Annotated in this window: 21 protein-coding genes; 15 read left to right on the top strand and 6 right to left on the bottom strand. The window is 71.5% G+C overall.

Going from position 1 to position 20224, the window contains the following annotated elements:
- Nucleotides 1–126: 126 nt before the first annotated feature.
- Nucleotides 127–1434: an MFS transporter gene (locus ABTZ99_RS02845; RefSeq protein WP_499607666.1), complete on the top strand. Its 1308-nt coding sequence runs from the start codon at nucleotides 127–129 to the stop codon at nucleotides 1432–1434.
- A gap of 33 nt (nucleotides 1435–1467) precedes the next feature.
- On the opposite strand, the gene ABTZ99_RS02840 is transcribed toward ABTZ99_RS02845, so the two are convergent.
- Together ABTZ99_RS02840 and ABTZ99_RS02835 are read right to left on the bottom strand one after the other, a co-directional pair.
- Nucleotides 1468–1728 carry a response regulator transcription factor gene (locus ABTZ99_RS02840; RefSeq protein WP_123744844.1) on the bottom strand — a complete coding sequence of 87 codons (261 nt, stop codon included), beginning with the start codon at nucleotides 1726–1728 and terminating at the stop codon, nucleotides 1468–1470.
- Between the two features lie 97 nt (nucleotides 1729–1825).
- On the bottom strand, nucleotides 1826–3283 hold the full coding sequence (locus tag ABTZ99_RS02835; protein WP_498771404.1) for a CCA tRNA nucleotidyltransferase: 1458 nt from the start codon (nucleotides 3281–3283) through the stop codon (nucleotides 1826–1828).
- Nucleotides 3284–3400: 117 nt separating this feature from the next.
- On the opposite strand from ABTZ99_RS02835, the gene ABTZ99_RS02830 reads away from it, so the two are divergent.
- From ABTZ99_RS02830 to ABTZ99_RS02815, 4 genes are read left to right on the top strand one after another with little or no spacing between them, the layout of a single operon-like run.
- Nucleotides 3401–3919: an NUDIX hydrolase gene (locus ABTZ99_RS02830; RefSeq protein ID WP_123744843.1), complete on the top strand. Its 519-nt coding sequence runs from the start codon at nucleotides 3401–3403 to the stop codon at nucleotides 3917–3919.
- Nucleotides 3916–6180: a DUF6049 family protein gene (locus ABTZ99_RS02825; RefSeq protein WP_498771402.1), complete on the top strand. Its 2265-nt coding sequence runs from the start codon at nucleotides 3916–3918 to the stop codon at nucleotides 6178–6180. The genes ABTZ99_RS02830 and ABTZ99_RS02825 overlap by 4 nt, the downstream gene beginning before the upstream one ends.
- Nucleotides 6181–6194: 14 nt before the next feature.
- The gene (murJ, locus tag ABTZ99_RS02820; RefSeq protein WP_498771400.1) at nucleotides 6195–7808 is read left to right on the top strand and encodes a murein biosynthesis integral membrane protein MurJ; all 1614 of its coding nucleotides are present in this window, start codon (nucleotides 6195–6197) and stop codon (nucleotides 7806–7808) included.
- A 37-nt stretch (nucleotides 7809–7845) separates the two neighbouring features.
- The gene (locus tag ABTZ99_RS02815; RefSeq protein ID WP_498771398.1) at nucleotides 7846–9375 is read left to right on the top strand and encodes a protein kinase family protein; all 1530 of its coding nucleotides are present in this window, start codon (nucleotides 7846–7848) and stop codon (nucleotides 9373–9375) included.
- A 3-nt stretch (nucleotides 9376–9378) separates the two neighbouring features.
- On the opposite strand, the gene ABTZ99_RS02810 is transcribed toward ABTZ99_RS02815, so the two are convergent.
- Nucleotides 9379–10017: a TetR/AcrR family transcriptional regulator gene (locus tag ABTZ99_RS02810; RefSeq protein ID WP_499607659.1), complete on the bottom strand. Its 639-nt coding sequence runs from the start codon at nucleotides 10015–10017 to the stop codon at nucleotides 9379–9381.
- A 256-nt stretch (nucleotides 10018–10273) separates the two neighbouring features.
- Here ABTZ99_RS02810 and ABTZ99_RS02805 point away from each other — a divergent pair, with 256 nt between their 5' ends.
- The 7 genes from ABTZ99_RS02805 to ABTZ99_RS02775 all read left to right on the top strand — a co-directional run bounded on the left by ABTZ99_RS02805 (nucleotide 10274) and on the right by ABTZ99_RS02775 (nucleotide 15102).
- A complete protein-coding gene (locus ABTZ99_RS02805; RefSeq protein ID WP_499607657.1) occupies nucleotides 10274–10648 on the top strand; it encodes a VOC family protein in 375 nt (124 codons plus the stop codon).
- A gap of 92 nt (nucleotides 10649–10740) precedes the next feature.
- Nucleotides 10741–11358: an RNA polymerase sigma factor SigM gene (sigM, locus tag ABTZ99_RS02800; RefSeq protein ID WP_053714533.1), complete on the top strand. Its 618-nt coding sequence runs from the start codon at nucleotides 10741–10743 to the stop codon at nucleotides 11356–11358.
- Complete coding sequence (locus ABTZ99_RS02795) at nucleotides 11355–12113, top strand: RsmA family anti-sigma factor (RefSeq protein WP_498771392.1); 759 nt, start codon at nucleotides 11355–11357, stop codon at nucleotides 12111–12113. Before sigM ends, ABTZ99_RS02795 begins: the two co-directional genes overlap by 4 nt.
- A gap of 116 nt (nucleotides 12114–12229) precedes the next feature.
- Nucleotides 12230–13228 (top strand): thioredoxin-disulfide reductase, encoded by a 999-nt coding sequence (trxB, locus tag ABTZ99_RS02790; protein ID WP_498771390.1) that lies wholly within the window; start codon nucleotides 12230–12232, stop codon nucleotides 13226–13228.
- A gap of 29 nt (nucleotides 13229–13257) precedes the next feature.
- A complete protein-coding gene (trxA, locus tag ABTZ99_RS02785) occupies nucleotides 13258–13584 on the top strand; it encodes a thioredoxin (RefSeq protein WP_498771388.1) in 327 nt (108 codons plus the stop codon).
- Between the two features lie 170 nt (nucleotides 13585–13754).
- Complete coding sequence (locus ABTZ99_RS02780; protein ID WP_498771386.1) at nucleotides 13755–14897, top strand: N-acetylmuramoyl-L-alanine amidase; 1143 nt, start codon at nucleotides 13755–13757, stop codon at nucleotides 14895–14897.
- Nucleotides 14898–14922: 25 nt separating this feature from the next.
- Nucleotides 14923–15102, top strand: coding sequence for a hypothetical protein (locus ABTZ99_RS02775; protein WP_499607651.1), 180 nt, complete (start codon nucleotides 14923–14925; stop codon nucleotides 15100–15102).
- A 289-nt stretch (nucleotides 15103–15391) separates the two neighbouring features.
- Here the strand turns inward: ABTZ99_RS02775 and ABTZ99_RS02770 are convergent, their stop codons facing one another.
- Complete coding sequence (locus tag ABTZ99_RS02770) at nucleotides 15392–15616, bottom strand: hypothetical protein (RefSeq protein WP_230569500.1); 225 nt, start codon at nucleotides 15614–15616, stop codon at nucleotides 15392–15394.
- A gap of 40 nt (nucleotides 15617–15656) precedes the next feature.
- Here ABTZ99_RS02770 and ABTZ99_RS02765 point away from each other — a divergent pair, with 40 nt between their 5' ends.
- Nucleotides 15657–16076 carry a hypothetical protein gene (locus ABTZ99_RS02765; RefSeq protein WP_498771382.1) on the top strand — a complete coding sequence of 140 codons (420 nt, stop codon included), beginning with the start codon at nucleotides 15657–15659 and terminating at the stop codon, nucleotides 16074–16076.
- On the opposite strand, the gene ABTZ99_RS02760 is transcribed toward ABTZ99_RS02765, so the two are convergent.
- Both ABTZ99_RS02760 and ABTZ99_RS02755 read right to left on the bottom strand, forming a co-directional pair.
- Nucleotides 16073–16825, bottom strand: a complete 753-nt coding sequence (locus tag ABTZ99_RS02760; protein WP_498771380.1) for an ArsR/SmtB family transcription factor — start codon at nucleotides 16823–16825, stop codon at nucleotides 16073–16075. The two genes, ABTZ99_RS02765 and ABTZ99_RS02760, sit on opposite strands and share 4 nt — an antisense overlap.
- 69 nt (nucleotides 16826–16894) lie before the next feature.
- Nucleotides 16895–17533, bottom strand: a complete 639-nt coding sequence (locus ABTZ99_RS02755) for a GNAT family N-acetyltransferase (RefSeq protein WP_498771378.1) — start codon at nucleotides 17531–17533, stop codon at nucleotides 16895–16897.
- 169 nt (nucleotides 17534–17702) lie between these two features.
- Here ABTZ99_RS02755 and ABTZ99_RS02750 point away from each other — a divergent pair, with 169 nt between their 5' ends.
- Together ABTZ99_RS02750 and ABTZ99_RS02745 are read left to right on the top strand one after the other, a co-directional pair.
- Nucleotides 17703–18995, top strand: coding sequence for an aminotransferase-like domain-containing protein (locus ABTZ99_RS02750; protein WP_230569496.1), 1293 nt, complete (start codon nucleotides 17703–17705; stop codon nucleotides 18993–18995).
- Between the two features lie 13 nt (nucleotides 18996–19008).
- Nucleotides 19009–19953 (top strand): D-alanine--D-alanine ligase family protein, encoded by a 945-nt coding sequence (locus tag ABTZ99_RS02745; RefSeq protein WP_499607646.1) that lies wholly within the window; start codon nucleotides 19009–19011, stop codon nucleotides 19951–19953.
- The last annotated feature ends 271 nt before the right edge of the window (nucleotides 19954–20224 follow it).

The following is a 20224-nucleotide window of genomic DNA, read 5'->3' as shown; positions in this document are numbered from 1 at the left end:
CCGTTCGGCTGGAGCCGCGTAGTGCCACCCGCCGAGAGGCGACCGGGCGCCTGGCACCAGGGAGGCCGGACCCCACGCGGGTCCGGCCTTCGTGGTCCGGAGGTCCGGAGGCATAGGCTCACCACCGTGACCACTGCCGGCACCACCGCGGCGAAGCACCACCTCGGTGTCCGGAAACTCCTCGCGCTGGCGGACTTCCGCAGGTTGCTGGCCTCGCGGCTGGCCGCCCAGTGGGGCGACGGCCTCTTCCAGGCGGGCCTCGCCGGCGCGGTCCTGTTCAACCCCGAGCGCCACGCCGACCCGCTCGCCGTCGCGGCCGGGTTCGCCGTGCTGCTGCTCCCGTACTCGGTCGTGGGCCCGTTCGCGGGCGCCCTGCTCGACCGGTGGGACCGCCGCCGGGTGCTGGTGGTGGCGAACCTCACCCGCGCGGTGTTCGTCCTGCTCACCGCGGCGGCCGTCGGGCTCGGGCTCGCCGGCGTGCCGCTGTACGCCTCGGCGCTGTTCGTCACGGGGGTGAGCCGGTTCGTCGGCTCCGGCCTGTCCGCGTCCCTGCCGCACGTGGTGGACGGCGACCACCTCGTGGAGGCGAACGCGTTCGTCACCACGCTGGGCGCGTTGACCGCGGTGCTGGGGGCGGGCTGCGCGGTGGGGTTGCGGTCGGTGTTCGGCTCCGGTGACGGCGGCTCGGCGTGGACCACGACGTTCGCCGTCGTCGGCTCGCTCGGGGCGGCCTTAGTGGCCTCCCGCTTCGCGCGTGGCGCGCTCGGACCCGACGAGGTGGACGAGCCCAGCCGGACCGTCACCGCGGTCGCCCTGGGCCTGCTGGACGGCGCACGGGCCGCGTGGCGGGCGCCCAGCGTCGCCGCCGCCCTGGTGGCGCTGCTCGCGCACCGGCTCGCGTTCGGCGCGTCGTTGCTGCTCACGCTGCTGCTGATGCGCAACTCGTTCACCGACTACGGCCCGCTCAAGGCGGGCATGGCGGGGCTGGGCGAGGTCGCCGTCGCCGGTGGCGCGGGCATCCTGCTCGCGGGACTCGTGACCGACCGGGTGGTGGACGTGCTCGGCCGGCGGGGCACGGTCTGCGCCGCGCTCGTGCTGGCCGCCGCCACCCAGCTCGGCCTCGGCCTGCCCATGCTGCTGCCGACCATCCTGGTCGCGTCGTTCGTGCTGACGTTCGCGGGCCAGGTGGTGAAGCTCTGCGTGGACGCGGCCGTGCAGGGCGACATCGGCGACGAGGTCCGCGGCCGGGTGTTCGCCCTGTACGACACGTTGTTCAACGTCACGCAGGTGGCAGCCGTCACCGCCGCGGCGGCCGTGGTGCCCTTGGACGGTCGGTCCCCGGGCCTCGTGATCGCCGCGACGGCGGCCTACCTGCTCGGTCTGCTCGGCTACTTGTTGCTGGTCAAGCGATCGGCGACAGCCCCCGCCCACTGACCTGCCCCGCCCGTCTGCGGAGCAGCGGCCAGGTCACCGCGGTAGCGGCAGGCGGATGATCCCGGTCTCGTGCGCGTAGACGACCGCCGCCATCCGATCACGCAGGTTCAGCGCGCGGAGGATCTCCGACACCACCGCCCCCACCTGGTGCTGGCTCAGCGCCAGCACCCGCGCTATCTCGTGGTCCGCGAGCCCCCTGGCCAGGCAGCGGAGCACGGCCCGCTGCCGGTCGGACAGCTCGTCCAACCCCTGTTGTGCCCGGGTGCCCCCCTCGGACAATCCCCAAGCGTTCATGCGACACCACCCCCAGTGCGCGTCTGACGCACACAGTCATGGTCCCGCAACAGGCTGTCACTGGCCAAGCCCGAAGTCGGAGATTGGTCACTTGGTGTCAGTCACCAGGCGGCCGGACGCCCTCCGCGCGCGCCCACTCGAGCAGCTCGGCGACCGCCTCGTCGTGCTCCAGCGGGCCGCGGTCCAGGCGCAGCTCCTTGAGGAACTTCCACGCCTTGCCGACCATCGGCCCCGGTGGCAGGCCCAGCAGCCGCATGATCTCGTTGCCGTCGAGGTCCGGCCGGACCCGCTTGAGGTCCTCCTCGGCGGCGATCCGCTCGATGCGGCGCTCCAGGTCGTCGTACGTCCGCTGCAGCGCGTTGGCCTTGCGCCGGTTGCGCGTGGTGCAGTCGGCGCGGACCAGCTTGTGCAGGCGGGGGAGCAGGTGCTCGGCGTCGGTGACGTACCGGCGCACCGCCGAGTCGGTCCACTCGCCGCTGCCGTAGCCGTGGAACCGCAGGTGGAGGTACACGAGCTGGGCGACGTCCTCGACGATCTCCTTCGAGTACTTCAGCGCGCGCAAACGCTTGCGGACCATCTTCGCGCCGACCACCTCGTGGTGGTGGAACGACACCCCGCCGCCCTCCTCGAACCGCCGGGTGTCCGGCTTGCCGATGTCGTGCAGCAACGCGGCCAGCCGCAGCACGAGGTCCGGCTCCGGGCCGTCCTCCAGGTCGATGGCCTGGTCGAGCACGACCAGCGAGTGGTGGAACACGTCCTTGTGCTGGTGGTGCTCGTCGATCTCCAGCTTCATCGCGGGCAGCTCGGGCAGCACCACGTCGGCGAGCTTCGCCTCGACCATCAGCTCCACGCCCGCCCGCGGGTGCGCGCCCGTGAGCAGCTTGGACACCTCGACCTGCACGCGTTCGGCGGTGATGCGGGTCAGCTCGCCCGCCATGGCCGACATGGCGTCGAGCACGCGTGGCGCGACGGTGAAGCCCAGCTGGGACACGAACCGGGCCGCGCGCAGCATCCGCAGCGGGTCGTCGGAGAACGACTCCTGCGGCGTCGCGGGGGTGTCCAGGGTCTTGGCCCGCAGCGCCTCGCGCCCGCCGGTCGGGTCGATGAGCTGCCGGTTCACCACGTCGTAGGCCATCGCGTTGACGGTGAAGTCGCGGCGCACCAGGTCGCCCTCGATGCTGTCGCCGAAGGTCACCTCCGGGTTGCGGGTGACGCCGTCGTAGCTGTCCGCGCGGAACGTGGTGACCTCGACGGTCTGCCCGTGCTTGGTCGCGCCGACGGTGCCGAAGGCGATGCCGGTGTCCCAGATCGCGTCCGCCCAGCCCTTGAGCAGCGCCATGATCTGCGGCGGCCGGGCGTCGGTGGTGAAGTCGAGGTCGCCGGACAGCCGGCCGAGCACGGCGTCCCGCACGCTGCCGCCCACCAGGTACAGGCGATGACCGGCCGCGGCGAAGCGGGCGGCCAGGTCGTCGGCGACGGGGAGCGAGCTCAGCAGTTCCACCACGGCATTGTCCTGCCCAGGAGAAGTGGTGGTGGAGGCGATGGGTCCGGACACGAGCAGCCAGCCTACTGGTCGGCGGCGTGCGGCTCGAACGAGTTGCCCGGCAGTCGATCACCGCCCGCCACCGGGCGGTCACGTCCGGTACCCGCTGGTCGCCACTACCATCAGGGCATGCCCCAGTCGTCCGGTCGCTCCGGCGGTCCCAAGCCGAGGCGCCGGAACCGGCGTCGCGGTCGGCGGCTGAAGACCGTCGACGAGACCTCGGCGGGTGGACTGGTGCTCGACTTCGAGCAGCACGTCGCCGCGATCATCGGGCGGCTCGACCGGCGCGGCAGGCTGTTGTGGTCGTTGCCGAAGGGTCACATCGAGGCCGGTGAGACCGCGGAACAGACCGCGGTGCGCGAGGTCGCCGAGGAGACCGGTATTCATAGCAAGGTCCTGCGCCCGCTCGGCTCGATCGACTACTGGTTCGTCGCCGAGGACCGGCGGGTGCACAAGACCGTCCACCACTTCCTCCTGGAAGCGCTGGGCGGCGAGCTTTCCGACGAAGACGTGGAGGTCACCGAGGTGGCGTGGGTGCCCCTTGGCGAGCTGGACGACCGGCTCGCCTACGCGGACGAGCGTCGACTCGTGCGCCGAGCCGCCGAACTGCTCTCCGAGTACCAGACGGACGGAGCGGAGTCCGCGTGAAACGGCTGCTGTCCGCACTAGCGGCGGCGGGGGTCCTCCTCGTGACGACGGCGTCCGCGGCGCCCGCCGCGCCCGCCGACAGCGGGCGGCTGCCCGTGCGACCGGCGCCCGCCACGCAGGTGTGGGCGACCAGGGCGCTGTCCAGCCAACCGGGCCAGCAGTCGCAGGTGTGGCTGCGCCTGGACGTCGAGGAGATGACCCCCCGGGTGATCACCGCGGACGGGCCGGACTCGATCACCATCTCCGGCAAGGTGGTCAACGTCGGCGACCGGCCGATCGAGGACATCGAGCTGCGCCTGGAACGCGGTCAGCCGCTGACCGGCGAGGACGAGGTCCGCGAGGCGCTGCGCGAGCCGACCGACGCCGAGTTCGTCCAGCCGAACTTCACCCCCGTCACCGACCGCCTCGAGCAGAACGAGTCGAAGCCGTTCCAGCTCACCGTGCCCCTGCGCGGCACGGGCCCGACCTCGCTGCGCATCACCGAACCGGGCATCTACCCGATCCTGGCCAACATCAACGGCGTCCCGGCCTACGGCGGGCGGGCCCGGCTGGCCGCGCTGAGCACCCTGCTGCCGGTGCTCGCGATGCCCGGCGGGCAGGCGCCGTCCCCGCCCGCGAACCCGGCCAAGCTCACCCTGCTGTGGCCGCTGGCCGACCGGCCGCGCGTCCTCACCGCCAACCCGACCGTGCTCACCGACGACGAGCTGGCGGGCTCGCTGGCCATGGGCGGCAGGCTCTACGGCCTGCTCATGGCCTACGAGTCGGCGCTGACCGGCCCGTTGGGCACCGGCGTGTGCCTGGCCGTCGACCCCGACCTGCTGCGCACCGTCGAGGCGATGACCCAGGGCTACGAGGTGCGCGGCCAGGGCGCGGGCAAGGGCAAGAGCGCGGCCGAGCTGTGGCGCGACCGGTTGCGCCTGCTGGTCGCCGGCCGGTGCGTGATCGCGCTGCCGGACGCGGACGCCGACCTCGTCGCGCTGTCCCGCGCCCAGCTCGCCGGCCTCACCGACCTCGCGCTCAACGGCGCCGAGGTGGTCCGCGACGTCCTCGGGGTGCAGCCGACGCAGGGCCTGACCTGGCCCGAGGACGGCGTGCTCGACCAGCCGACGCTGGCGGACCTGACCAATCGGGGCGTCACGTCCCTGGTGCTCGACCAGTCGGCCGTCGCCGGCACCCCCGGCACGGGACCGGTCCGGTTCGACGTGGCCGAGGGCAAGCCGGTCACGGCGGTGCGCGTCGACGGCATGGTGTCCGACGCGTTGTACGGCGCGGCGACGACCAGGCCGGTCGCGGGCGTGACCACGCCCAGCGAGACCCGGCCGGTGTCGGTGCAGAACGCGCTGGCCGCGCTCACGTTCCGGGCCGGGTTCCAGAACACCGGCCAGCACGTGGTCATCGCGCCGCCACGCCGGTGGAACGCCCCGACCGGCGAGGTCGACACGCTCCTGCGCGCGGCGAAGTCCCTGGTCGCGGACGGGTTCGCGACCCCCGTCGGCCTGGAGTCCCTGCTGGCGGCGCCGCCCGAGCAGACCGCCGCGCTGAGCTACCCGGTCGAGGCCGGCGCCCGCGAGGTGCCGCCGTCGGTGACCGCCTCGGTGGCCGAGTCGTGGGCCCGGTTGCAGCAGCTGTCGGAGTCGATGAGCCAGCCGGACGCGGCGTCCGCCGAGGTGGGCGACCTGATCGACCCGCTGCGGCTGGCGCTGCTGCGCGCGGTGTCGGGCGCGTGGCGCGGCAACGAGGACGGCGCGCGGGCCGCGCTGGCGGCGGGCCGCGAGCAGATCGACGGCTTGCGCGGCCAGGTCACGGTGACCGAGCCGAACAGCCCGATCCTGCTCGGCTCGGGCGACAGCCCCATCCCGCTGTCCATCAAGAACCGGCTCGACGTGCGGATCACGGTGCGGATCGTGATCGAGGACACGCCGGGCATCGTGGCCAGGGACCTGACCGACATCGAGCTGCCCGCGCGCGGCGACCGGCTGGTGCGGGTGCCGGTGGAGGTGCAGCGGTCCGGGCGGTTCCCGGTGCACATCCGCCTGGTCACCACCAGTGGCGTCGAGCTGGGCGAACGGGCTCGGCTGGAGGTGTCGTCCTCGGCGTACGGGACGATCACGGTCGTCATCACCGGTCTGGCGGGCGCCGCGCTGGTGCTGCTGTCCGCCAGGCGCATCTACCGTCGGGTGCGCGCCGCCCGGGCCGCCTCCGCGCAGGTGCCGAACGACGCGAGTGGGGTCACGCCGCCGGAGAGGTCGAGCACGAGTTGAGCGGAACAACAACGGTGACGCAGGAGCAGTCGCAGGGCCCGTCGCTGGCGCGCGCCGGCGGCTCGATGGCCATCGCCACGATCGTCAGCCGCGCCTCCGGGCTGCTGTCCAAGCTGCTGCTGATCACGATCCTCGGCGTCGACGCGCTCAACGACTCCTACCAGGTCGCCACCACGCTGCCCACGATGATCAACGAGCTGCTGCTCGGCGGCGTGCTGACCAGCGTGGCGATCCCGCTGCTGGTGCGCGCCGAGAAGGAGGACGGCGACCGCGGCGAGTCCTACGCGCAGTGGATGATCACGATGTCCACGGTGATCCTCGGCGTCGGCACGATCATCGCCGTCGCCTGCGCGCCGCTGCTGACCGCGCTGTTCATCGACTCGCCCGAGGCCAAGCCCGAGCTGGTCACCGCGTTCGCCTACCTGGTGCTGCCGGGCATCGTGTTCTACGGGCTGTCCGCGCTGATCGGCGCGGTGCTCAACACCCGGCACGTGTTCGGCCTGCCCACGTGGGCGCCGGTGCTGAACAACCTCGTGGTGATCCTGACGCTGGTCGTCTACTGGCTGATGCCGGGCGAGATCTCGCTGGACCCCGTGCGGATGGGCGAGCCGAAGCTGCTGGTCCTGGGCCTGGGCACGATGCTCGGCGTGGCGTTGCAGGCGTCGGTGCTGGTGCCCGCGCTGCGCCGGACCGGGTTCCGGTTCCGGTGGCGGTGGGGCTGGGACCGGCGGCTGTCGGAGTTCGGCGGGCTGGCGTTCTGGGTGCTGCTGTACGTGGCGCTCGGCTTCGCCAGCATGGTCGTGCTGACGAAGGTCGCCACGCACCACGACGGCGCCATCACGGTCTACAACATGCAGTGGTTGATCGCCCAGGTGCCCTACGGGGTGCTCGGCGTGTCGCTGCTGACCGCGTTGATGCCGAAGATGAGCCGCGCGGCGGCGGCGCACGACACCGACGCGCTGGTCGGCGACCTGGCGTTCGGCAACCGGATGTCGTCGATCCTGCTGATGCCGTTCAGCGCGTTGATGACGGTGTCCGGCGTGTCGATCGGCCTGGCGCTGTTCGCCCACGGCCGGTCCGGCGTCGGTGGCGGCGAGGCGATCGGCACGGCGCTCGCGCTGTCGGCGTTCGGGCTGGTGCCGTACGCGATCACGTTGTTGCAGCTGAGGGTCTTCTACGCGTTGAAGGACGCCCGGACGCCCACGATCATCCAGGCGATCATCGTGGTGGTGCGGATCGGGCTGCTGTACGGGTTCCTGGCGATCTCGCCGCCGGACAAGCTGGCGGTCGGCGTGTCGATCGCGATGTCGCTGAGCTTCGTGGTCGGCGCCCTGGTCGGGCAGCTGTGGCTGCGGCTGCGGCTCGGCCGGCTGCGCACCGGTTACACAGCGTGGACGATCTGCCTCACGGTCGTGGCGTCCGCGATCGCGTTCGGAGCAGCGACCGGGCTCGCGTGGCTCGCCGTCCGGGTGGTGGGAATCGAGTCCCCCGTGGCGGGTGCCTGGGTCGAAGTGGTGATCCAGGCGGTCGTCGGGCTGCCGTTGAGCTTCCTGCTGCTGGCGCTGTTCCGGGTACCCGAAGTGAAGCCCGCGATCGGCAAGATCAGTCGTTTGGTGGGTCGGCGATGACACCTGTGACACCACGCGGTCACGTACCCTCGGCCCCGTGAGCAGCGGTCCGATCCAGAACGCCTCGCTGGTGCCCGGCGGGGTGATCGGCGACGGCCGGTACCGGCTGCTGGCCCGGTCCGGTGTGGACCGGCGGTGCGACGCGCACCTGTGGCGGGCCAGGGACGGGCAGCTCAACCGGGACGTGGCGCTGACCGTCCTGGTGGGCGACCCGGCCGACCACGCCGCCGCGGCGCGGGCCAAGCGGACCGCCGAACGCGCGATGCACGCCGCCAGCTTCACCCACCCGGGCGTTTCCCGGGTGATCGACGTGTTGACGCCGGGCGCCGGGATCAGGCTCGACGAGGGCATCCTCGGCGTGATCGTCGCCGAGTGGACCCAGGGCACCGACCTGCTGGACCTGGTCGCCGAAGGGCCGCTGCCCGCCGGCGCCGCGACGCGGCTGCTCGAGCCGCTGGGCGCGGCGATCGAGGGCGCGCACCACGCCGGTCTCGTGCTCGGCGCGGACCACCCGCAGCGCATCCGGGTGACGGCGGACGGCAGGCTGCGGCTCGCGTTCCCCGGACCCCGGCCGGACGCGATCGCCCGCGACGACGTCAAGGGCCTCGGCGCGATCCTGTACCTGCTGCTGACCGGCAAGTGGGCGCTGCCGAACGGTCCGGACGGCGTGCCCGCCGCGCCGACGGGCCCGGACGGCTCCGTGCTCGCGCCGAGCGCGCTGCACCCGTACGTGCCGCACGAGCTGTCGTCGGTCGCCGTGCGCAGCCTGGAGGACACCAGCGTCGGCGGCATCCGGACCAGCGCGGCGATCCTGCAGGTGCTCGACCAGATCGCCCAGTCCGAGGCCCAGACCGCGCTGATCCAGCCGGTCCAGGAGGACGCGGCGGACGACGGCGCGGTGTGGACCACCCAACGGCCGGTCCGCGACAAGGACCGCAAGCGGAAGCTGATGATCAGCGTGGCCGTGCTCGCGGTCGCGACGCTCGCCGTGATCGTCTGGCTCGGCGTGCAGATCGTGAGCTTCTTCAGCGACGAGCCGACCGGCGGCGGAGGGCCGACCGTGGTGATCGGCCAGTCCACCACGCCGGGGCAGAGCGGCCAGCCCGCGCCGCCCGCGCCCCAGCCCGCCGGTCCCGTGCAGCCCGCGTCCATCGGCGTGTACGACGCGACCAACCAGCCCGACAACGCCAACCGGGCCAACCGCGCGGTCGACAACAACCCGACCACGGTGTGGCAGACGGAGAACTACTTCCAGCCGTTCCCGGCGCTCAAGCCGGGCATCGGGCTGATGGCGGGCTTCGCCGAACCGGTGAAGCTGTCGTCGGTGACGATCACGTCGCCGAGCGAGGGCACGGTGGTGGAGATCCGCGTCGCGGGCGCGCCGGGCGCGCCGCTGCCGGAGACGAAGGTCATCGCGACCGCGACCCTGTCGCCGGGGCAGACCCAGATCCAGCTCACCGACCACGACCCGACCCAGCACCTGCTGGTGTGGATCACGAAGCTCTCGGGCAGCGGCAAGAACAACCGCTCCGAGATCGCGGAGCTCGTCTACACCCGCGCGCAGTAGCCCTCAGGCGCGGGTCGCGTAGTCGCCCAGCGCCGGTTCCAGCAGGTCGAAGACGCGCCGTGCGGACCGCGCCACGGTGGCCGCGATGTGGTCGTTGTCGTGACCCTCGACGGTCAGCCGGAGCACCTCACCGAACAACAGCCGGTTCGCGCCGCCGAGCTGGGTGGCGGCGGCCCTCGGCGTGATGTCGTCGGGCTCGGCGCCGGTGGCCTCGGCGAGGGCGGCGGCCAGTGCCTCCTCGCGGGCCTCGTGCAGTTCGCGCAGGCGGGCGGTGAGGGTGGGGCTGTCGACGATCATCCGGGCGAACGGCAGGCCGGAGAACCCGATCACCGGGTCGTGCCGGGCCGCGGCCTGGAGGAACGCGGTGCGCAGCGCGGCCAGCGCCGACTCGCCGACCGCGCGTTCGACGACCGTGCGGGCGAGGCCGGCGGTGAACTCCTCGTGCTGGTCGAGGGCCAGGTCCTCCTTGCGCGCGAAGTAGTTCGTGACGGTCTTCTTGGCCACCCGCGCCGCGTCGGCGATGTCAGCGATGGTCGTCTCCTCGAACCCCCGCTCGATGAACAGCCGGGTGGCGTGGTCGGAGATCGCCTGCCGCGTCTCCTGCTTCTTCTGCTCGCGCAGGCCGGTGTTGGTGCTGGTCATGGGCCTAGCCTGGCAGAGTTTTACGTCGAGGGCAAACTTCCTCTTGACGTTTCGTACCACGGGACTATAATTACACTCGTAGCAAGCACAACGGAGGAGACACCTTGCGACGAGAGCACCAGGGCCGCCGCCCGGTCCGGATCAACCACCAGCCGTTCGGCGGCAAGCACCAACCGACCAGGCCGACGCGGGCACCGGGCGTGCCGCGCCGCCGCTCGTACTGACCCGCGCACGACCCGCACCCGAGGAGACCCGCTTGATCACCAAGTCCACGCTGTCGCTGAACGTCGACGACGTCACCGCGTCCAGCGACTTCTTCACCGCCCACTTCGGCTACACCGAGCAGATGACCGCCGACGGGTTCGCGTCGCTGGCCCACGACGACGCGGTCGACCTCGTCCTGCTGCGCCGCGGCACCGAGGTGCTGCCCGAGGGCTTCCGCGACCAGCGCGCCGCCGGGCTGATCGTCGCCTTCACGGTCGCCGACCTGGCCGCGGAGCACGACCGGCTCCGCGCGGCGGGCGTCGGGATCACCATGCCGCTGCGCGAGGAACCGTGGGGTGAGCGCCTGTTCCAGGTGACCGACCCGAACGGCGTCATCGTCCAGCTCGTCGAATGGGTGAAGTTGTGACGCGCGGTCGCGGCGGGCGAGTGCCGGTACCCGAGGCACTCGCCCGTGCAGGTGAACGGAGCGGGGTTGCCCAGGCCCGATAGGCTCCCGGCGTGACCGCCGCAGCCAGCTCGGACGCAGACCTCATCACTGCGCACGCCGCCGGTGATCCGCACGCCTTCTCCGAGCTCGTGCGCAGGCACCGAGATCGCATGTGGGCCGTCGCGCTGCGCACGCTGCGCGACCCCGAGGAGGCCGCGGACGCGCTGCAGGAGGCGTTCATCTCCGCCTTCCGGGCAGCGGCCAGCTTCCGGGCCGAGTCCCAGGTCACGACCTGGCTGCACCGAATAGTCGTGAACGCCTGCCTGGACCGGATGCGCAGGCGACAAACCAGGCCGACCGTCCCCCTCCCCGAGGCAGGCCCCGGCGAGCCCGTGGCGCCCAGGGACGCGATGGCCGAGCGCGAGACCCGCCTGGTCGTCCAGGCCGCCCTCAACGAGCTGCCGGAAGAGCAGCGCGCCCCGATCGTGCTGGTCGACGTGGAGGGCTACTCGGTGGCCGAAACGGCGCAGCTGCTGGGCATCGCGGAGGGCACCGTGAAGTCGAGGTGCGCCCGCGGGCGTGCCAAGCTCGCCAAAGTTCTGGGACACCTCCGGAACCAGAGTGCAGATGCGAACGTCCCAATGAACGATGTGCAGGTGCAACAGGGACGTCAGTTGGAGGAACGATGACCGGCAATGCGCGGCGTTCAGGGCCGCCGTGGTCCGTCGACCTGCTGGCTGATCTGCACGCGGGGGCTCTGGACCCGCGGACCGAGGCCGAGTTGCGGCCACTGGTCGAGAACGACCCCGAGGCCCGCGAGATCCTCGCCGCCCTCGACGCGACGCTCGACGACCTGCACAACCTGCCGCCGATCCCCATGCCGCGCCACGTGGCCGAGCGGATCGACGCCGCCCTCGCCGAGGAGGCGCGCCCGGTCGCGCCGGTGGTCGACTTCGCGCAGGCCAAGGCCCGTCGCGCCAAGCGCCTCGGCTGGGGCGCGGGGCTGCTCGCGGCGGCCGCGGTCGCCGTCGGCGTCGCCGTGGTGACGCTGCCCGGGGACAACACCGCCGGTGACAACGTCGCGCAGCAGGACAAGACCACGAACGCGCCGGTCACGGGCAGCGCCGTGCCGCCCGGCAGCACCGACCGGATGCCCGCCGTGCGCGGCGAGAACTTCGGCCCGGTGTTCGGCGACGTGCTCAAGGCGCAGAACTACGGACCGCTGGAGAACCAGGAGCAGCTGGCCGACTGCCTGCGCGGGGCGAACATCACCGCGGGCAAGCCGCTCGGGGTCAGCCCCATCACGCTGGACGACAAGCCGGCCGTGATGGCGATCCTGCCCGCGGGCGCCCCCGGCGCGTACCGGATCGTGGTGGTCGACCCCCAGACCTGCGGCCCGGACAACCCCGACGGCGTCCTGGCGAACAGCACGATCGAGCCGTAGCCGGGCCGCGTAGCCCAACTCACCTCGACGGGGCGGAATTACCGCACCCTACGATCCGTTGTGCGAAGAGCCGGGCCGGGTGATCCGGGCCCGGGAGCGACTAACGGAGGTCGAGGGTGTCGGACGTTCGGAACCTGATCGTCGTGGGATCGGGGCCCGCCGGGTACACCGCGGCGGTCTACGCGGCGCGTGCCCAGCTCGAACCACTGGTGTTCGAGGGCTCGCAGTACGGCGGCGCGCTGATGACCACGACCGAAGTCGAGAACTACCCCGGTTTCCGCGACGGCATCATGGGCCCCGACCTCATGGAGCAGATGCGGGAGCAGGCGAAGCGCTTCGGCGCCGAGCTGCGCGCGGAGGACGTCGAGCAGCTCGAGCTCGACGGCCCGGTGAAGTACGTCACCGCGAACGGCAAGCGGTACGCCGCCCGTTCGGTGGTCCTCGCCATGGGCGCCGCGGCGCGCTACCTGCACGTTCCCGGTGAGCAGGAGCTGCTCGGCCGCGGCGTGTCGGCCTGCGCCACGTGCGACGGCTTCTTCTTCCGCGACCAGGACATCGCGGTGATCGGCGGCGGCGACTCGGCGATGGAGGAGGCGACGTTCCTCACCAAGTTCGCCCGGTCCGTCACGGTCATCCACCGCCGCGAGGAGTTCCGCGCCTCCAAGATCATGCTGGAGCGCGCGCGGGCCAACGAGAAGATCAAGTGGCTGCTGAACGCCGAGGTCGTCGAGGTGCTGGGCCAGGACGCGGGCTCCGTGTCCGGCGTGAAGACCCGCGACACCCGCACCGGTGAGGTGACCGAGCACCCGTTCACGGGCTTCTTCGTCGCCATCGGCCACGACCCCCGCAGCGAACTGGTCAAGGGCCAGGTCGAGCTGGACGGCGAGGGCTACGTCCAGGTCGTCGGCCGCACGACTCACACGAACGTGGACGGGGTGTTCGCCGCGGGCGACCTCGTCGACCACACCTACCGCCAGGCGATCACCGCCGCCGGGTCGGGCTGCGCCGCCGCGATCGACGCGGAGCGCTGGCTCGCCGAACACGGGACCACGGAGGCAGCCGTCACCGCCGAGCACGTCGGCGGCGGCTACGGCGAGCCCGTCTCCACCAGCTGAACCCACCTTTTCCGAGGGAGAAACACGACATGGCAGGCACCCCCGTGGTCACCTCCGACAAGACGTTCGTCGATGACGTCCTGACCAGCGACAAGCCGGTTCTGGTCGACTTCTGGGCGACCTGGTGCGGCCCGTGCAAGATGGTCGCCCCGGTGCTCGAGGAGATCGCCGCCGAGAACCCCGACAAGATCACCATCGCGAAGCTCGACATCGACGCCAACCCGTCGATCGCGCGGGACTACCAGATCATGTCGGTGCCGACGATGATCCTGTTCCAGAACGGCAAGCCGGTGAAGCAGATCGTCGGCGCCAAGCCGAAGGCCGCGCTGCTCAAGGACCTCTCCGACGTCCTCTGAGCGCAACCGATCAAGTGACCCGTCCGTCTTCAGAGGAGATGGGCGGGTCACTCGTTTGTGGACTCGCAACCACTCGCAGTAGCCCCGTCCGTGGCATCGGCGCGAGCAAGGCACAATAGGTCGTCAAGTTCGCGTCGACGGATGTCGGCGCCTTAGTGAGCGAGGGGTGCATGCTGCTACTCCGCCGCGGGGATTTCGGTCCGGACGTCGCCGAGGTCAGGGCAACGCTGACGAAGCTCGGTCTGCTGTCCGATCCGCAGCCGTCCCAGGTGTTCGACCTGCCGGTCGAGCACGCGGTGCGCGCGTTCCAGCAGCAGCGGGGTCTCATCACCGACGGTGTCGTCGGCCCCGCCACCTACCGCGCCCTGCGCGACGCGACGTACCGGCTCGGCGACCGCCCGCTCGCGTTCCTCATGGCGCAGCCGGTGACCGGTGACGACGTGTTCGCGTTGCAGGAGCGCCTGCTGGAGCTGGGTTACGACGCCGGCCGGGCCAACGGCGAGTTCGGTCACCAGACCGAGCTGGCGTTGCGGAGCTTCCAACGCGACTACGGCCTGATCGTCGACGGCATGTGCGGCCCCGACACGGTCCGCGCGCTGCGCCAGCTGCAGCCCAAGGTGCGCGGCGGCCGACCGGTGTTCCTGCGCGAGCAGGAGCGGGTCCGCCGGGCCGGGCCGAGGCTGTCCGGCAAGCGCATCATCATCGACCCCGGTCACGGCGGCGAGGACCGCGGTGTCGTGGTCGACGGCGTGTCCGAGGCCGACGTCATGCTCGACCTGGCCAGGCTGCTCGAGGGCAAGATGGCCGCCACCGGTATGGAGGCCCTGCTCACGCGGGGGCCGAACCACAACCCGGACGAGGGCGAACGGGCCCGGTTCGCCAACGAGGCGGGCGCCGACCTGATCCTGTCCCTGCACACCGACCGCAACTCCTCGCCCCTGGCCTCCGGCGTGGCGACGTTCCACTTCGGTACGGGCAACGGCACGTCGTCCACGGTCGGCGAGGCGCTGGCGGGGTTCATCCAGCGCGAGATCGTCGCGCGCACCGGCATGCTCGACTGCCGCACGCACCCGAAGACGTGGGACATGCTCCGGATGACCCGCTGCACGGCGGTCCGCGTCGAGGTCGGCTACCTGACCAACGCGGGCGACCGGCAGCGGCTGGCCAACCCGTCGTTCCGCGACGTGGTCGCCGAGGGCATCCTGGTCGCGGTGAAGCGCCTGTACCTGCTGGGCAAGGACGACCAGCCGACCGGCACGTTCACCATGGACGACCTGCTGCGGCACGAGGTGGCCACCGGCAAGCTCCGCTGACGTCAGGGTCCGCCGCCGTGACGGCGTGGACCTGATCCTCACCCGTGAGGACCGGGTGCGGTCGGCCGCGGAGGGCTCGGTCGCGGCGGCAGTCCGGGAGTGGCAGAGCACCGCCGCGATCCACGCGGACCCGACCCTCGCGGATCGACTCTCCGGCCCGCTGAACGACGACTCCGGCCCCGTCCCCGCCCCTGCCGGGAGTTGACGGCGTGCCCGCGAAACGAGGGGTGATCGGGTCGCGCCGCCCGGCCGCCCCGGACACTGGGAAGCGCGCTTCGCCACGTCCGAGGCGGCCAAGGGCTGGGAAGAACTCCGCCAAGCCGCCCGATCGAACGTCCGGGAGGCGTGGATCGTGCTCGCCGGGCGACCGCTCGTTCAGCGGCAGTACGAGGTCACTGCCGGTGGGCGGATCTGGTTCTGCCCCGACCCGGACAGGTGCATCGTGTGGGTCGTGGCGGCCGGCACGGGGCACCCGAAGGCGACGGAGTAGCCGACTACCAGCCCGTCAGCACGTCCAGCACCTCGGCCACGGCGTCCTCGTCGTCCGCGCGGTTCTGGGCGCGCAGGTCCAGCATCAGGTCGGTCAGCTCGTCGACCAGCTGCTCGGCCGGGATGCCCTCGGCCTGCCACCCGTCGAGCAGTGTGCGAATCTTCACGAAGTCCCGCGAGCCCTCGATGATCGCGAGTACTTTGCCCTGGATCTCGACACCCACGTCCACGAGTCGATCTTATTGGCCGGCGCCGCCGGTGAGGAGCACGATGGAGTTCTACCGCCTCGAACCCGAGGTCGCCGGCGCGTTGGACGAAGGAACCGTGATCGACGCCGCGGCCCAGCCGCCGCGCATCGAGGCGGTGCACTACGAGATCACCGACTGGGCCGGCGACGACCTGATCGAGGCGTTCCCCGTCTACCTGGTCACCGACGACCTGGCCGACACGCTGGTCGACAGCGGGCTGGACGCGTTCCGCATCCGCCGCGCCACGGTGACCGTCTCGGACGAGGCGCAGGAGATGCTGGAGGGCAAGGAGCTGCCCACCTTCCACTGGCTGGAAGTGACCGGTCAGGCGGGCGTGGACGACGTCGGCGTCACCGACCAGGGCCAGCTCGTCGTCAGCGAGCAGGCGCTCGACCTGCTGCAGTCCGGCACGCTGGAGAACTGCGACGTCGACCGCTTCTAGCGGGCGGGCATCTCCCACGGGATGCTCGGCAGCACGTGGCCGGTCTCCAGCAGCGACTTCAGGTTCGACAGCACGGCCGCCCAGCCGGACGCCGCCTGCGCGCGCTCGGCCTCGTCGGCCAGGTCCGCGTGCGTCACGGTCAGCCGCACGATCTCGCCGTACACGTCGACCCGGAACGTCACCGTCGACGTCACGGCCGGCTCCGCCGGGTCGGCCCACGTCGTCACCAGCAGGCGCGGCGGGTCGGCCTCGACGACCTGGCCCACCACGTCGTCCACCTCCGACCCGTCCACGCGCCGGTGCGCCCACGCCGAGCCCACCTGCCAGTCCGAGACGTTGCGGTGGCCCCAGTACTGCGCCGTCACGTCCGCGTCCGTGAGGGCCTCCCACACCCGCTCAGGCGTGCTCTCGATGTACGTCACGTACACGAACTCCGGCTTCACCGGTTCCTCCGCTCGTCGTTTCACGTCGCTGAGCAGCCGCAACCGCGGCCGCTCGAACTTGTCGATCCACCGCTCCTGCACCTCGTGCAGCGGCACCGGGTTGAGGTAGTGCAACTTCTCCCGGCCGCGGCGGGTGGTGCTCACCAGGTTCGCCGCCTCCAGCACGGCCAGGTGCTGGGTGACGGACTGCCTGGTCATGCCCAGCCGGGCGCACAGCTCGCCGAGGGTCTGGCCGTTCTCCTCGTGCAGCCGGTCCAGCAGGTAGCGGCGGGTCTCGTCGGCCAGGGCCTTGAACACCTTGTCCACGCCGCACGTTATGCAGGCATTTACCTGCATGTCAACCCACGACGAAGAACCCGCAGGTCACCGCGGGTCTCACACAGGCTTGAAACTGGGCTCCGCGGGCGCGGCGGTCACCGTCACCGAGCTGAGCAGGCGCTCCAACGCCGCCTCCACGTCTTCCTTCCAGGACGACGCGCTGCGCAGCTCCAGCCGCAACCGCGGCCAGCGGGGGTGGGGGCGCACCGTCTTGAAGCCGACCTGCAACAGGAAGTCGGCGGGCGTGACGCAACTCGGCCCGTCGACCTCCGGCCGGTTGTCGCCGAACGCCTCGATCGCCTTCACGCCGCGACGCGTGAGGTCCTTGGCCACCGTCTGCACCAGCACCCGACCGAGACCGCCACCGCGGAACTCCGGCAGCACCTCGAGCCCGGTCATCAGCACCGCGTCGGGGCTGGCGGGGGAGGTGGGGAAGGCCAACGACCTCGGCACGGCCGCGGGGGGCGCATAGAACACGGACCCGGCGGGAATCCCGTCCAGGTAGATGATCCGACCGCAGGAACCCCACTCCAACAGCACGCTGGAGACCCAGGCCTCCTTCTCGAACTCGGTGTCCCCGAATTCCTCGGCCTGCTCCTTCAGATGGGGCGCGAGCTCCCAGAACACGCAGGTCCGACTGTGCTTGGAGAGGTGCTCCAGGTTGTCCAAGGTGACGCCAACGACACGACGCGACACCCCGACCTCCAAGCCCCCGAACAGATCCCCCCACGAGGATAGGCGGATGTGACCCCCGCCCGGAAGGCAGATGCCCCGAACGGGACGGCCGTTACACTCGGGCGGGAACAAACCCGCCGGTAACGCCCCACCTACGGAGTTTCCCGTGAACCTACCCGGATTGCCCCCTATGCAGGGAGCCAGAAGCCTCGACCCCCACCTGCGCCGGTACGCGGCGCGCACGGCGGGCATGACGGCATCGGAGATCCGGGCGCTCTTCGCGGTGGCGAGCAGGCCTGAGGTGGTGTCCCTGGCGGGTGGGATGCCGCACCTGGCAGCACTGCCGCTGGAGTCCCTCAGCGCGGAAGTGGCCGACGTCGTGGCCACCGAGGGACTCGTCGCGCTCCAGTACGGCAGCGCGCACGGCGTGCCCGAGCTGCGTGAGCAGATCTGCGACGTGATGGCGCTGGAGGGCATCAACGCCCACCCGGACGACGTCGTGGTGACCGTCGGCTCCCAGATGGGCCTGGACATGGTCACCCGCATCTTCTGCGACCCCGGTGACGTCGTGCTGGCCGAGGGCCCGTCCTACGTGGGGGCCCTGGGCTCCTTCGCCGCCTACCAGGCCCAGGTCGTCCACGTGGGCATGGACGCCGACGGCCTCATGCCCGAGGCCCTCCGCGAGGCCATCGCCTCGGTGGAGCGCTCCGGGCGCCGGATCAAGTTCCTCTACACGATCCCCAACTTCCACAACCCGGCCGGCGTCACGCTCGCCGTCCAGCGCCGTGCCGAGGTGCTCGACATCTGCCGCACGCACGGCATCCTCGTGGTGGAGGACAACCCGTACGGCCTGCTGGGCTTCGACGGCGTCACGTACCCGGCCCTGCGCGCGACCGACCCGGACAACGTCGTCTACCTGGGCTCGTTCTCCAAGACCTTCGCCGCGGGCCTCCGGGTCGGCTGGGTCCTGGCGCCGCACGCCGTCCGCGAGAAGCTCGTCCTGGCGGCCGAGTCGGCCACCCTCTGCCCCCCGACCCTGAACCAGCTGATCGTGTCGCGCTACCTCAAGACGCACGACTGGCAGGGTCAGATCAAGACCTACCGCGAGGCCTACCGGGAACGCCGTGACGCGGCGATCTCGTCACTCGAACAGCACATGCCGCTTGGTTCCACGTGGAACAAGCCGAACGGCGGCTTCTACGTCTGGGTGACCGTCCCCGAGGGCATCGACACCAAGGCCATGCTGCCCCGCGCCATCACGCAACGCGTGGCGTACGCCTCGGGCACCGGCTTCTACGCCGACGGCCTCGGCAGCCGCCAGCTCCGCATCTCGTACTGCTACCCGACGCCAGAACGCATCCGCGAGGGCGTGCGACGGCTCGCGAACGTCATCAAGGACGAGATCGAGCTGCACGAGACGTTCGGCCCGACCGTGGGCCGCGCCGTCTCCGGCCCGCACAGCCCCTCGCCCGACACCGCTTGATCAGGAGCACACGTTGTCCAACCGCTGGGTCGCAGTCCTGTCCGGGGGCCTTTCGCACGAGCGGGAGGTGTCCCTGCGATCCGGTCGCAGGCTGTCCGCCGCGCTGCGCTCGGTCGGCCTGGTCGTGGAGGAGTGGGACGCCGACGGCACCCTGCTCACCCGGCTGAAGGAGCACCGTCCCGACGCCGTCGTGGTGGCACTGCACGGCGGCGAGGGCGAGAACGGCTCCGTGCAGACCATCCTGGAGCTGATGGACGTCCCGTTCGTCGGCACGGACTCGCGCGCCTGCCGCCGTGCCTGGGACAAGCCGACCGCGAAGGGCGAACTGGCCCGCGCCGGCCTGGCCACCCCGGAGTGGGCCGTGCTGCCGCACGCCACGTTCCGCGAACTGGGCGCCCAACCCGTCCTGGACGCCATGGTCGACCGACTCGGCCTGCCACTGATGCTCAAGCCGGACCAAGGCGGCTCCGCCCTGGGCGCCCAGGTAGTGCGGGACGCGGCCGAACTCCCGACCGCCATGGTCGGCTGCCTGGCCTACGGCAACACCGTCCTGGCCGAACGCTTCGTGGAAGGCGTCGAAGTCGCCGTCTCGGTCGTCGACGGCCCGGACGGCCCCTACGCCCTCCCGCCGGTCGAGATCGTCCCGGAAAACGGCGTCTACGACTACACCGCCCGCTACACCGCCGGCCTGACCGACTTCCACGCCCCGGCACGCCTCGACGAGAAGGCCGCCCAAGCAGTCGGCGAACTGGCCGTCTCCGCCCACCGCCTCCTAGGCCTGCGCGACGTCTCCCGCACCGACGCCATCGTCGCCCCGGACGGCACCGTCAACTTCCTGGAAGTCAACGTCTCACCCGGCCTCACGGAGACCTCCCTCCTCCCGATGGCGGTGGAGGCCGCCGGCCAGTCCTTGGGCGACATCTACGCCGGCCTCATCGAGCGCGCAGTCACCCGATAAGCCCTCCAACCAACCACAACGGCCCGTGTCCAATTGGACACGGGCCGTCATCGTCACCGTGACAAAAGACCCCTGGGTGATCCCTTACACCCCAAACGAATCCCATTTGTCCGTTTCCACCCAAGATCCAACTAACCCTCAAAAATCACCCCAGCGGACCCGCAGCGCACCCCACCGAGGCCCGATTTGACATGGGTTCGGGTGCTTTAGGCTGGTCGAAGCCGGCAGGCCTGGCGGGACGCTTTTCCCCGCCGGGCCTGCCGGCTTTGGC

Origin of the sequence: Actinosynnema sp. NPDC002837, from assembly GCF_040295345.1 — a bacterium.
In the GTDB taxonomy this organism is placed as follows: domain Bacteria; phylum Actinomycetota; class Actinomycetes; order Mycobacteriales; family Pseudonocardiaceae; genus Actinosynnema.
This window is presented reverse-complemented; position numbering and strand designations above follow the sequence as displayed.

Coding starts and splice junctions, on each gene's coding strand:
- ABTZ99_RS02840 (WP_123744844.1), bottom strand. CDS start 1,728: ATGAACGCTTGGGGATTGTCCGAGGGGGGCACCCGGGCACAACAGGGG.
- ABTZ99_RS02830 (WP_123744843.1), top strand. CDS start 3,401: ATGCCCCAGTCGTCCGGTCGCTCCGGCGGTCCCAAGCCGAGGCGCCGG.
- ABTZ99_RS02810 (WP_499607659.1), bottom strand. CDS start 10,017: ATGACCAGCACCAACACCGGCCTGCGCGAGCAGAAGAAGCAGGAGACG.
- ABTZ99_RS02795 (WP_498771392.1), top strand. CDS start 11,355: ATGACCGGCAATGCGCGGCGTTCAGGGCCGCCGTGGTCCGTCGACCTG.
- trxA (WP_498771388.1), top strand. CDS start 13,258: ATGGCAGGCACCCCCGTGGTCACCTCCGACAAGACGTTCGTCGATGAC.
- ABTZ99_RS02780 (WP_498771386.1), top strand. CDS start 13,755: ATGCTGCTACTCCGCCGCGGGGATTTCGGTCCGGACGTCGCCGAGGTC.
- ABTZ99_RS02765 (WP_498771382.1), top strand. CDS start 15,657: ATGGAGTTCTACCGCCTCGAACCCGAGGTCGCCGGCGCGTTGGACGAA.
- ABTZ99_RS02750 (WP_230569496.1), top strand. CDS start 17,703: ATGCAGGGAGCCAGAAGCCTCGACCCCCACCTGCGCCGGTACGCGGCG.